The 12,157-nt window shown below is 59.9% G+C and carries 10 protein-coding genes; 4 read left to right on the forward strand and 6 right to left on the reverse strand.

The window, feature by feature from the left end:
- Window positions 1–105 precede the first annotated feature (105 nt).
- Window positions 106–2,283 carry a tetratricopeptide repeat protein gene (locus ACYG9R_RS27890; protein WP_460221858.1) on the forward strand — a complete coding sequence of 726 codons (2,178 nt, stop codon included), beginning with the start codon at window positions 106–108 and terminating at the stop codon, window positions 2,281–2,283.
- 102 nt (window positions 2,284–2,385) lie between these two features.
- Window positions 2,386–4,566, forward strand: a complete 2,181-nt coding sequence (locus ACYG9R_RS27895) for an adenylate/guanylate cyclase domain-containing protein (RefSeq protein WP_352445469.1) — start codon at window positions 2,386–2,388, stop codon at window positions 4,564–4,566.
- A gap of 15 nt (window positions 4,567–4,581) precedes the next feature.
- Here the strand turns inward: ACYG9R_RS27895 and ACYG9R_RS27900 are convergent, their stop codons facing one another.
- The 5 genes from ACYG9R_RS27900 to ACYG9R_RS27920 form a co-directional block, all read right to left on the reverse strand.
- The gene (locus ACYG9R_RS27900) at window positions 4,582–5,085 is read right to left on the reverse strand and encodes a YHS domain-containing (seleno)protein (protein WP_023707420.1); all 504 of its coding nucleotides are present in this window, start codon (window positions 5,083–5,085) and stop codon (window positions 4,582–4,584) included.
- Window positions 5,086–5,097: 12 nt separating this feature from the next.
- Complete coding sequence (locus ACYG9R_RS27905) at window positions 5,098–5,688, reverse strand: ankyrin repeat domain-containing protein (RefSeq protein WP_031200008.1); 591 nt, start codon at window positions 5,686–5,688, stop codon at window positions 5,098–5,100.
- Between the two features lie 361 nt (window positions 5,689–6,049).
- Window positions 6,050–7,462, reverse strand: a complete 1,413-nt coding sequence (locus ACYG9R_RS27910; RefSeq protein WP_155923359.1) for a hypothetical protein — start codon at window positions 7,460–7,462, stop codon at window positions 6,050–6,052.
- Window positions 7,452–8,657 carry an MFS transporter gene (locus ACYG9R_RS27915; protein WP_023825264.1) on the reverse strand — a complete coding sequence of 402 codons (1,206 nt, stop codon included), beginning with the start codon at window positions 8,655–8,657 and terminating at the stop codon, window positions 7,452–7,454. Before ACYG9R_RS27915 ends, ACYG9R_RS27910 begins: the two co-directional genes overlap by 11 nt.
- Window positions 8,658–8,763: 106 nt before the next feature.
- Window positions 8,764–9,651 (reverse strand): helix-turn-helix transcriptional regulator, encoded by an 888-nt coding sequence (locus tag ACYG9R_RS27920; RefSeq protein ID WP_023829990.1) that lies wholly within the window; start codon window positions 9,649–9,651, stop codon window positions 8,764–8,766.
- Window positions 9,652–9,929: 278 nt separating this feature from the next.
- Between ACYG9R_RS27920 and ACYG9R_RS27925 the strand changes: the two genes are divergently transcribed.
- Window positions 9,930–10,925, forward strand: coding sequence for a class I SAM-dependent methyltransferase (locus ACYG9R_RS27925; RefSeq protein ID WP_023694972.1), 996 nt, complete (start codon window positions 9,930–9,932; stop codon window positions 10,923–10,925).
- Window positions 10,926–10,936: 11 nt separating this feature from the next.
- A complete protein-coding gene (locus ACYG9R_RS27930) occupies window positions 10,937–11,872 on the forward strand; it encodes a LysR family transcriptional regulator (RefSeq protein WP_023716199.1) in 936 nt (311 codons plus the stop codon).
- Window positions 11,873–11,929: 57 nt separating this feature from the next.
- Here ACYG9R_RS27930 and ACYG9R_RS27935 read toward each other — a convergent pair whose 3' ends face one another.
- On the reverse strand, window positions 11,930–12,157 hold the full coding sequence (locus ACYG9R_RS27935) for a DUF2274 domain-containing protein (protein ID WP_023716200.1): 228 nt from the start codon (window positions 12,155–12,157) through the stop codon (window positions 11,930–11,932).

Consider the following 12,157-nt stretch of genomic DNA (forward strand, 5'->3'; position numbering starts at 1 on the left):
CGTGGTTGCATTATCGCTGTCCAGTAGGCCAAGCATGCTCGCATTCGAAACGCCAGTCGAATACGCTCAGCGAAGCTTTGACCTAGGGAGGCAGGACAACCGCACATGGAGCGAAGGCTTACCGCGATCCTTGCTGCCGACGTGGTCGGCTACAGCACGCTCATGGGCGAGGATGAGGTCGGCACGCTCGAACGACTGAAGGGTTGCCGTCGAGAACTGGTCGACCCCGCGATCAAGGAATTCCACGGTCGGATTATCAAGCTCATGGGAGACGGGGCGCTGGTCGAATTCGCCAGCGTCGTTGATGCCGTCCAATGCGCTGCCGCGATTCAGCGCCGGATGGCTGTCCGAGACCCGGGCACCTCCGACCCCCGCCACATCCGGTTTCGCATCGGCGTCAATCTCGGTGATGTCATCGTAGAGGAAAATGACATCTACGGCGATGGCGTCAACATCGCCGCGCGCCTCGAGGCTATGGCCGAGCCGGGGGGTGTATGTATCTCCGGAACCGCATTTGATCATGCCGTTCACAAGGTTGATGTCGGCTTTGCCAGTCTTGGCGAGCAGCGCCTCAAGAACATCGCCGATCCGGTTCGCGCCTATCGATTGCTGCTGGATCCCGCAGCATCGGGAAAGGTCACGGCGGCGCCACACCGGCCGAGCTCGCGCGTCATCATCCTGGCAGGCGCCGCCGCCTTGGCGATCGCCGCGATTGCCGGCATTTTCGCATGGCAGAAGTTCTCAGTGCCATCGCGGCCATCGGTTGCCGTGCTGCCGTTTGCAAACCTCGGCGGCGATCCAGGCCAGGACTATTTCGCTGACGGCATCACCGAGGATCTGATCACCGACCTCACCAAGCTGTCCGGTCTGGACGTCATCGCGCGCAACTCGGTGTTCGCCTACAAGAACAAGCCTGCAGCGCTTGCGGACGTCGCGCGCGACCTTGGCGTCCGCTTCGTTGTCGAGGGGAGCGTCCGCCGCACCGGCGAGCAGATCCGCCTCAATGCCCAGCTCATCGATACGGCAACGGGCGACAATCTGTGGGCCAACCGGTTCGACCGTGGCATGGCCGGCGTGTTTGCCGTCCAGCACGAGATGAGCGGCGAGATCGCCAAGGCGCTTGGCATGCAACCTTCGGCAGCGGAAAGCGAACGCATGGCGCGGCCGCCGACCGAAAACCTCGAAGCCTACGACTTCTATCTTCGTGCCGAGCAGACAGCACGGACCGGTCGGCGCGACGGCCTGCGGGAGGCGCTCACGCTCTACGACAAGGCCGAGCAGCTCGACCCCGCTTTTGCGGAAGCCTTCGCGGCGGATGCAAGCACGACGGTGTATATCTGGCGTGAATCGTTCAATGACATCATGCAGAGCGCGCCAGCACGAAAGAGAGCATATGAGAAGGCGAGCCGAGCTTTGCAACTCGACCCTGACCTTTCGTCGCCCTATGCTATTCTTGGGATCATGCAGGTCGTGGATCGCCGCTACGAGGAAGCCATCGCTTCGGTCGAGCGAGCCGTCGCACTCGGCCCCGGCGATGCTGAGACGCAAATAGCACTGGGATACGTGCAACTGTTCGCCGGCAGTCATGCTGAGGCTGCCGAAGCGGTCGAGACGGCGCTCAGGCTCGATCCCAATCTTTCACCTGTAAACCGGCAAATTGCCGGTCTGGTCTTTCTAATTCAAGGGAGCAACGACAGGGCGATCGAGGCCCTCGAACGCACCCGCGACGATGCGCCGTCAGTCGGAGATTTCACGATCACGCTTGGTGCCGCCTACGCCCGCGCCGGCCGCCTGCAGGATGCCAGGGCGGCAGTGGCCGAGGGGCTAGGTGCCATGTCCACACCAGGTTTCGATTCATTGTCCGCATACCGACTCAACGGTGCCCAATATCGTAACCCGCAGGATTTGGCTCTCATCGTCGACGCGTTGCAGCAGGCGGGCTTGCCCGAATGGCCGTTCGGTTTCACCGGCGATGAGCACAACCGCTTGAAGGGCAAGGAGATCGCCTCGCTGGTGCTGGGCCATACTCTGCAGGGTCAGCTTGAGCCCGGTCTCCAACCAGCCTTCCTCCAGATCGGGAGCGACGGCAAGGCAGCCTTCCGCTCCACGACGCGGCTGGTCACCGAGACCGTCCGTGTCGATGGCGACTTATTGTGCGAGCTGAGCGAGAATATGTTCGGGCGCCCCGACTGTGGACCCGTCTATAAACGCCACGACGATGGAGGCGGCGGCTATTCCTTCGTCAACTCAAGCAAGGTGTTTCACTTTACGGTTGTTCAGTAGAAGCACACGCGCGTCATAACGGACGCACACACTCGCGTCCGATGCGGGACTAGAATAGGCTGCGCGAAGCCGCTTGATCGACCAAGGAGGGCGCAGGCAGGTATGGAGCGAAGGCTTACCGCGATCCTTGCTGCCGACGTGGTCGGCTACAGCACGCTCATGGGCGAGGATGAGGTCGGCACGCTCGAACGACTGAAGGGTTGCCGTCGAGAACTGGTCGACCCCGCGATCAAGGAATTCCACGGTCGGATTATCAAGCTCATGGGAGACGGGGCGCTGGTCGAATTCGCCAGCGTCGTTGATGCCGTCCAATGCGCTGCCGCGATTCAGCGCCGGATGGCTGTCCGAGACCCGGGCACCTCCGACCCCCGCCACATCCGGTTTCGCATCGGCGTCAATCTCGGTGATGTCATCGTAGAGGAAAATGACATCTACGGCGATGGCGTCAACATCGCCGCGCGCCTCGAGGCTATGGCCGAGCCGGGGGGTGTATGTATCTCCGGAACCGCATTTGATCATGCCGTTCACAAGGTTGATGTCGGCTTTGCCAGTCTTGGCGAGCAGCGCCTCAAGAACATCGCCGATCCGGTTCGCGCCTATCGATTGCTGCTGGATCCCGCAGCATCGGGAAAGGTCACGGCGGCGCCACACCGGCCGAGCTCGCGCGTCATCATCCTGGCAGGCGCCGCCGCCTTGGCGATCGCCGCGATTGCCGGCATTTTCGCATGGCAGAAGTTCTCAGTGCCATCGCGGCCATCGGTTGCCGTGCTGCCGTTTGCAAACCTCGGCGGCGATCCAGGCCAGGACTATTTCGCTGACGGCATCACCGAGGATCTGATCACCGACCTCACCAAGCTGTCCGGTCTGGACGTCATCGCGCGCAACTCGGTGTTCGCCTACAAGAACAAGCCTGCAGCGCTGGCGGACGTCGCGCGCGACCTTGGCGTCCGCTTCGTTGTCGAGGGGAGCGTCCGCCGCACCGGCGAGCAGATCCGCCTCAATGCCCAGCTCATCGATACGGCAACGGGCGACAATCTGTGGGCCAACCGGTTCGACCGTGGCATGGCCGGCGTGTTTGCCGTCCAGCACGAGATGAGCGGCGAGATCGCCAAGGCGCTTGGCATGCAACCTTCGGCAGCGGAAAGCGAGCGCATGGCGCGGCCGCCGACGAGCAATCTCGAGGCCTATGATTACTATCTACAAGCCGAGACGGCGTCACGCAGCGTCCTGCAGGCCGGGCTGCGGGAGGCGCTTGCGCTCTACGACAAGGCGGAGGAGCTTGACCCCGCCTTTGCCGAAGCCTTCGCGGCCGACGCGCGCACCACAGTCTATATCTGGCGGGAGGCCTTCAACGACGTCATCCAGAGCGCGCCAGCACGAAAGAGAGCCTATGAGAAGGCGAGCCGAGCTTTGGAACTAGACCCTGACCTTTCGTCGCCCTATGCTATTCTTGGGATCATGCAGGTCGTCAATCGCCGCTACGAAGATGCGATTGCCTCTGCCAAGAAGGCTGTTTCAATCGGTCCGGGCGATGCAGAGGCGCAAGCAGCCCTTGGATATGTTCAGTTATACGCCGGCAATCATGCCGAGGCAGCCACTGCGGTCGAGACGGCGCTCAGGCTCGACCCCGACCTCTCAGCGATCAACCGGGAAACTGCTGGGCTGGTTTTTCTGCTCCAGGGCAATGTCGAGAAAGCGATCGAGACTCTCGAGCACACACGCGACGATGCGTCCACGGTTGGCAACTTTCGGTTTACGCTCGCTGCGGCGTATGTCCGCGGCGGCCGCCTACCGGATGCGAAAGCCGCAATCGCCGAGGGGCTCCGCCTCGTAGCAGGGTCCAGCTACGTGGACTCTTTGGCTGGGTGGGAGATGACTCATGCACATTTTCGGAATCCGCAGGATCTGGCGATACTCGTCGCCGCACTGCGCCAGGCGGGCCTACCCCAATGGCGCTTCGGCTTTACCCCGGCCGAACAGGACCAGTTAAAGGGTGCCGAGATCGCGTCCCTCGTCATTGGCCATACACTGCAAGGCCAGATCGAACCCGGTCTCCAACCAGCCTTCCTTCAGATCGGAAGCGACGGCAAGGCGGCCTTCCGCTCTACGACGCGGCTAGTCACCGAGACCGTCTACGTCGATGGCGATCTGTTGTGCGAGCAGAGCGAGAACCTGTTCGGTCGCCCCGACTGTGGTCCCGTCTACAGACGCAACGACGCAGCCGGCAAAAGCTACTCCTATGCCAATACAAGCAAGGTGTTTCACTTCACCGTGGTTCGGTAGACGCACACGCGCGTCTCAATGATAGTGATCGAGTTCCAAATTGGCCGCGACCTTCGGCCAGTTGGCATCGGCTTTCGGGATATTTTCAGCTGCATGCGCGGCGAAATCATCCGCATTGTCGACGTCGTAGATCAGGTAGAGCTTGCCGTCGATAATCTTGAATGCCTCAGGATCGACATTGACCGTGACCCCTCCGCCCACGACTTCGCCGGCGCAGTACCCGCCATATTGAGGAGCGTACTTGACCGGTTCGCTCATGAACATTTCCTGGTGTTTCTTGCTGGCGAAATGCCAAGGTGTCCCCAGCCATTCATAAGTGAACTCTTCGGAGCCCTTCACGGCCTTGCCGTCAGTGAAGTAAGCGACCGTGTCGTAGCCCATGATCGCCACACCACCAAAATAGCCGGTGTTTACCGAATCGTCGGCACATGCCGATCCCGCGCCGGCGACCACAGCTACCGCGACCAGGGCAGCCGTCCCCAAACTCCGAACCAGTCGTGGCTTGATCATCGTGCTCATCTGTACCCTCCGTTAATCGTGGATCTCGGCGCACTTCGCCGCGTTCGCCTCGCCAAGAATTTTGGCTTGGCAGGTAGCACCATGGCGTTTGAAAAGTCGTATGATATCCGTGTTGCCCTTCCAGAATGCGCGCGTTATCGGCATGTAGCCATGCCCCTCGGCATGGTTCACATTGGCACCTTTCGCAATGAGGAACTCGGCCAGTTCAACGTGGTTTTCCTCGCCGGCCACCAGCAACGGCGTAGCACCCGCCTTGTTGGCGGCATCGTCGAGCACCGCGCCTTTTTCCAACAGCAGCTTGGCGATCGGCAGGCTGCCCGAGAAGGCCGCCGCATGAAGCGGGGTAAAGCCGCCCGAGTTACGCGCCATGATGTCGGCACCCTTGGCCAGCAAGAAGTCGGCGATTTCCGGCTGGTTATCGAGCGCTGCAGCGATGAGCAGCGTTGCCTGGTCGCGCGCCCGGCTGTCGACGTCGGCACCGCCTGCCAGGGCTTGCTCCACGGCACCCTTGTCGCCGGCGGCGATGGAGTCGAACAACTGCTCACCTGCGGCTGCTGTTGTAGCCGCCAAAACCAGCATTCCAAGTGCCAGCAATCCGCGCATTGTGCAAGGTATCATATTAGCTTGTGGTCATACAAGCTGTCCTGGGCACATCAGGTGGATCCAAGGCGGACGGCGCGGCCAGACATAGCGAACGCGGCCCAGGGCGGGAAGGCGTTAGTGCTACTGGCTTCGTCAGTAGGGCACCGGTCCAGTCTGAATTTTGAAGAGCGTCGATTACCGAGGCGCCGAGCGGCGTCGAGCGTAACCGCCTGTTGCTCCGTTGGGATAGCCGGTAAGCGCAAAGGTGGCCGTTGGCGGAAGTGTCCGCTTTCGGATGCAACTATGGCTTGCTCAATGACCGACATGGGGCGCAAAGCTGCCATTCGTAACCGTCGTACACATGGGAAGTGCATAGGACATCTCAGGAAAAGGCCCATTCCGCATCGGACGGCGTGACCAACCCCTGCCGCAGTCGGCTGTGAAGTTCATTCCACGACGGGTCTGTCACGAAGCCTTTCATGCTTCCACAAGCCTCGGCGAAGGAAATGTCGCCCAAACGGCCGATGAGATCACTCATCGCGCCGTTCCTGCCCTTCAGGAATAGCTCGAGCGGATCATCATCACACTCAATTACCCGATGTCCCCAAGCACCCGGTACGTCGTCGCTTGCGAGAGCCTGCTGAAGATCTTCATCCACGCCTGTGGCCTCAAGCGCCCGGGAGACGACATAGCGCATCAGGGGGTAATAGATCGGCTGATAGCTGCCTCCAAGCGCGCGCACGCCGGGCAGGATCGACAAAACCAGAAACATCAGCAGGAGATTCGGGACAAGGCTGCGATTTGCCAGCCGCTCAAGGATATCGGGGGCTGTGAAGCACGCCACCTTCATACCGGTCGCGGGATCGATGAGCTCTCCGGCAACCAGACGCAGCGGAAGGCGTTTGCCATTTTCGTAGAGCCAGAAGAAGTCGGTACCGCGCGCGAGCCAGCCACTCCAGGGGCCGGACGCGAGCCCATCGATGCCGGCAAGGATATTGGAGGCGAACTTCGGGTCTTCCAGCAGTCTCATGCGTAGCCAGGAATTTTCGTCCGACAGATGGTCGGCCACCAGGTCGGCGATATCCTCGTCGTCGATCTGCAGGAAGGCAAAGCGGTCTCCGAACATTCTTGGCCAAAGGATGAGATTGGCTGCCTTGATGGCATGCGCCGGCCGGTCGAATTGCGTTTTCGGCAGAAGGCTACGAAGCAGCGTGAGCGCGTCTCCCCCAGTATTTGGCTCCCTCGGTAACAACTCGAACCTGTAAGGTCCCGGCCCGGCTAGCAGGCTGTATCCGATCATCCGGCTTCGGCTCAGGCCAAAGACGTTGACCGGCTTGCCGTCAACGGTGATCCAGCCTGGTCCCTTGCGTGGCTTTTCGACGAGATTCACCGTCGAAACGGCGTAGGAAACGTAGGTCGAACAGCCATGCGCCGAGAGACCAAGGAGGCTGAAGATATGCGTATAATAGGCTTCCGGCTCCAGGAGGAGAAACAAATGAGGGCCTGTCTGCAACACGCGGCGCCTTTGGAAATCCCTGCAGATTTCCAAGGCGGTATCGGCAGACAACCCGTTTCGTGTCGCTGCCTTCCTGATGATGTCGAGTAGTTTGGTGAAGGCTCGGAGCCGGATTTCTGGCATGGGAACCGAAGCCGGCGCCGTAAACAGGCGAAACGCATAATCACGGATCGGCCGGGAATGGTATGGGCTCATCCAGGGGTAGAGTGCCGTCAGCGACCCCAGGACTGCCTGTTTCGCATCTACGCCTGCTGTTAGCTCTTCCACCTCACGTTTCACCTTTTTCTCGTGTCTGAATTACACCCACGCTCAAACACAAAATACTGACGAGGAGCGCCACGCCAAAGCTCAAGAAAATCGTCGAAGGAAATGCTCGATCTCCGACAGCGGCGGCGATGCCGAAGATGAGTAACCCGAGTACCACGGCCACACTATGCATAATGCCTTTGGCCCGGCCCAAAAGATAAATGGATACATGCGACTGCAATGTGACTTCAACGCTGACGCGTCCAAGATTGTATAGAAATCCGAGCGCGACAAAAAGGATCACTGTCCAGGGCGTGGGCAGAGATGCCAGCGCCATGAGTACCAGCGCCGTTAAGCCCAAAAGCATGAGATGCCGCACGTGGGTACTCATCGCTCTTTCAATCCGGAATAGAGAGACCGCACCGATCAGTGAGCCCGCCGACCATGCAGCCTCAAGGTAGCCGAAATCCGCGGCAGTACCCTTCTGCTCCTGGAAGACGAAGCTAGATCCCATGACGCTGACAAGCACCGCGCTTGTGTAGAGAAGCGCGTAGACGCCGATGAGACGACGCAGGCTTGGATCTAATTGTGCTGCCGAGATTTTGGCGAAGCGGACATCACGCGAAACCGGTTGCAGCCGCATCAAGGCTAGGCAGCCCGATGAAAACAAAAAGAAGGCAGCAATAACGGTGAATGGCAGGACTGGGGAGCGATCATGCAGCAAAGGCCCTGCAAGCAAAGCTGCGCCGAGATTGCCGACCTGCATGACGAAGAAGACGGCGGAATTCGAGGCTACAAGATCGCGGCCGTCAGCTATCACGGGGATCAACGATTGAGAGCTTGTAAGCGCGACACGGTCGCAAAACGAAAAGAGGGCCGCTGACAGACAGATAATCACAAACACGTCCATGTCGAGAAGCGCGCAAGCGGTAGCCAGCATAACGACGAAGCGGCTGAGGTCTGCCGCAACGTTCAAGCATCGCCTGTCAAATCGATCCGCCGCTACACCGGCCAGAGGGCTCGCGATGAATTCGACAACGCTGACGATCGCAAGGAACGTCGCCACGCCGGCGGTTCCGTACCCTCGCTCGACGAGAATCCAGGCGGATGCGATGTAGTAGCCGTTTCGGGCAACGGCCGCCGATAGCGTGCTGGCCAGGAATCCGAGGCAGGGACTGGACCGGCCGGCCCGTCCTTTGCCATGATGAACTCGAACCAGGTTTGACATGAGCGGCGTATCCGGCTGACCGCCGATGGATACCGTCTTCCGCCAAGCCTGCTTTACTGTGATGTTGGGGTTTTCCGATACTTGCTGAGAACCGACAAGCGGCGGGCTAGATTCTGCAGTTACGACGAAACTCTGTCGGGACCGCGCCGAATGCCCGCTTAAAGGCGGTCGTGAAATGGCTCGAGCTGCCGAAACCACATTCCATCGCGATTTCCGTCGCCGACAGACTGGTCGATCGCAGCATGTCCGCGGCCTGCTCCAGCCGTCGCTGCGCAATGAATGCGTGCGGCGTCATGCCTGTCGACTGCTTGAAGGCCCTCCAGAAATGGAACCGGCTAACCCCAATTTCTTTCGCCAGATCGGCGAGCGTAGGTCTGCCGTCCGACAACGTCTCGATCATGTCCACCGCCCGCTTGAGATCGAACGATGACAAACCGCCTTTTGCCGGCTCCTGATGGAAGCCGTTCAACCTCAACATTTGGCCGAGCAATTGCGTGGCGTGGCACTCCACCATCGTTGCGCTGATGGGGTCAGGCTGCTTGAGCTCCAAGGCAATCCTCTGCAACGCCAACTCTACAGTGCCGTCCCGAAACCCGATCGACGGCGGCAGCACTGCCGGGCGATGGCGAGCCGTTCCCGCAAACACATCGTCGGCGAACTCTTTTGCAATCGAGACTAGGAGGTAGGAAGCGGTCGCGTCCCCCTCGTCCCACCCATTCCAATCACTGCCGGCGGGCATGAAGATTATCGAACCGGCCCGGCGCGGCAAAAAGGCAATCCGGCGCCCATCCACGATGTCTTCTCCGCGGCACGCCGTGCCCTTCAGGTTCATCAGGAACAAATGGTTTGGCTGCAGGATTCTTGTTTCCTGGCGCTCAAGCCCGGTTCTTTTGACCACGTCCGCCCGCACGCTCCCCCAATTCTCATATTTGTGTGTAAGCGACTGGTGCCGGGAACGGCGATTCTGGGTCGGGTCGAGCGCAAGAGTATTCACGTATCCGCAGCCTCCTTACTGGCGAGCGGCCAGTCGTCGCATGATGTGGCGAACCATGGGTTGCTGAACAACACGCAAATAACTCTGGATTGGTAGAAGATGTGACTTTAGCGAAAAAATGGCAAACGAGTGAAAGCCGCCTGTATCCGGCAGGCCTACCAGTTGGCTCAGCCAATACTTGAGCCCGGTGAAATATTAGACCCCACTTATCTTGGTGGAATTTCCCCCATCGACGTATCGGCATCTCACCAATGGAACGGTGCTGGAGGCATACTGCGATGCGTGGACTCGACGACTTTCTGGCTGAGTGCGACCACGGCCCACGGATCAACGGACTGGCAGGCTTTTTCGCGGCGACCGCCGCTGGCAAGAGCGGGATGCCAATCCGCAAGCCCGTCGCCGACGCCCGGCTTCTGCCGAGCGATGAACTGCTGCGCGGCCTGGTCAGCCTTCATGCGGCACGACAAGGCTTTTTTGACCAGCATTATCACGGCAGCATTCCCTACAGATTGGAGGAGGAGTGCCGGACGGCCTACGCAATGCTGAAATACGCACGGGATCGTGGTGGTCCGCATTCGCTATACAGCCTTGGAACAGCGGAAGGCACGATGGCGAGGACACTGTCCGAACTGTCGGAGGGACAGATACGCACACTGTCGTGCAGCCCGAACGCGGAGAATTACAATTGCTTCATGGCTTATGGCGAACCGCCGCACGCTGACTTCTTCGTCGGCCCCTTTCATCATTTGACAAAGGACGTCCTGCGTTCAGATCCGCGACTGGCAAATTTTGCCCACGGGTTCGACATCATTCTCGAAGATACGACCTTTCAGATGTACTCGCCCAACAGAGCAAGCCAGATCGAATTCGTGACCCAGCACCTCAAGCAGGACGGAATCTTCGTCTTCGTCGAAAAGTTCCGGGCAACCGAGGAGCCGGACTACAGGCGTCGCGAATACCAGAAGGATTTTGGGTTCAAGGCGCGCTATTTTCCCCCAGATGAAATCGAGAAGAAGCAAACCCTCGTTCTGGATACGATGTTCGGCAATGAGGTGACTTTGGCACAGATGGCCGACGCCATACGCCAGCATTTCAGCTACTGCTCACTGACGTGGAACAGCGGAAATTTCTGTAGCCTGGCGGCGAGCAATAGCGAGGAAAACCTAAACCGGTACCTCTCCCAGATGGCCACTCCGGCCATTCCGCACGAGTACGTCTACGAAACGAGCTTGTGTCCGCCCCTGCCCGTTAGCGTCCCTGCCGCGCAGGAATAGGCTCCTGCGCCTTGGGACAGGTCGACAACACGCTCCGCCGTTTGGACCATGTCTTCGCAGCTGTCGACCATGGCAGCCTCAGGCAGGCTGCAAGAGTTCTCAGAGTGAGGGAATCCTGTGTCAGCCGCAACATCGTAGCTCTCGAGCAGTTGCTCGACATGCAGTTGTTTGACCGCGACGTCCATGGCGTTCGGCTGACCGAGGCAGGCCGGGCCTGGGTCGATCTTGTCCGGGCCCATTATGAAGGCTTGCAGGATGCACTGGCTGGAGGTAGTCGCGGTCACCAGGATGTCAAAACGCTCAGGATAGGATTATGCGCCCAGATGGGGCGCACGTTCGTGACACGTCTCATCGATCGTTTTGGCCGTTTACATCCAGACGTGTGCGTCGAGATCGAAGACGTTCCACTCGAACAGTGCCTGGCGGCTATACGCCGCCGGCGCCTCGACATCGTCTTCACGCACGGGCTTGAGAACGCCGCCCTGTGCCGTAGCGAGATATTTGCGCACGAGCGTTTGTTCGTTCTCCTGCCCTGCTACCATCCGCTTGCAGAAAAGCCTGCGGTCAGATGGGCAGATCTTGCAGATACGTGTCTGCTGGTTTCAGGCGAATCCTCCCGGGATCCGCAATTGCTGGAGCATATCGCTGCGAATGGTGGCCCCGCTATCCAGATATGTCGCGCCAGCGAAGCAACGGTCATCCTCAAGGTGCAACTCGGTCAAGGCGTCACTCTGGCGGGCGAGGGTTTTGCCAGGACAGTCGCCATCGACGCCACAGTGTGGAAACCGATCCGTGGGCAGAGCAGCATCAGTTGGATCAAGGCAGTGTGGCTTGAATCGAACCCAAAGCGCGCGCTCTTGCGGCTGGTTGGGACCGCAAGAAACATGGCGACAGCAGCACGACCCGGGACCTGTCAATGGAGGAGCTCGCCGCGGCGCGATTTCTGAAGTCACGCCATGAATGGGAGGCGCGACTGACCCGGTTCGACTTCGGTCCCCAGGCCCTTAGCCAGCACTTTCCGAACGCTTTGCCCTGGCAAAGCCCCGATCCGTCGCAATGAACCGCTCCAACATCGCAACGATGAGGCGCGGCGCATCGGCGGGCCGGTGCCCCGCTTCGCGGCCGAGGATCTCGGCATAAGCGGTCAGGTCACGGTGCAATGCCGCGGGAAGCTCCACCATGACCTTGACAGGTTTGTCGTCAGCGATTGGCCCCAGTTTCAGCTTGGCCAT

It is taken from the genome of Mesorhizobium sp. RSR565B (genome assembly GCF_054719465.1).

Bases quoted from the DNA above. Each gene is read 5' to 3' on its own strand.
- ACYG9R_RS27935 (WP_023716200.1), bottom strand. From the start codon at position 12,157: ATGGCCAAGCTGAAACTGGGGCCAATCGCTGACGACAAACCTGTCAAG.
- ACYG9R_RS27905 (WP_031200008.1), bottom strand. From the start codon at position 5,688: ATGCGCGGATTGCTGGCACTTGGAATGCTGGTTTTGGCGGCTACAACA.
- ACYG9R_RS27900 (WP_023707420.1), bottom strand. From the start codon at position 5,085: ATGAGCACGATGATCAAGCCACGACTGGTTCGGAGTTTGGGGACGGCT.
- ACYG9R_RS27925 (WP_023694972.1), top strand. From the start codon at position 9,930: ATGCGTGGACTCGACGACTTTCTGGCTGAGTGCGACCACGGCCCACGG.
- ACYG9R_RS27915 (WP_023825264.1), bottom strand. From the start codon at position 8,657: ATGTCAAACCTGGTTCGAGTTCATCATGGCAAAGGACGGGCCGGCCGG.
- ACYG9R_RS27890 (WP_460221858.1), top strand. From the start codon at position 106: ATGGAGCGAAGGCTTACCGCGATCCTTGCTGCCGACGTGGTCGGCTAC.
- ACYG9R_RS27895 (WP_352445469.1), top strand. From the start codon at position 2,386: ATGGAGCGAAGGCTTACCGCGATCCTTGCTGCCGACGTGGTCGGCTAC.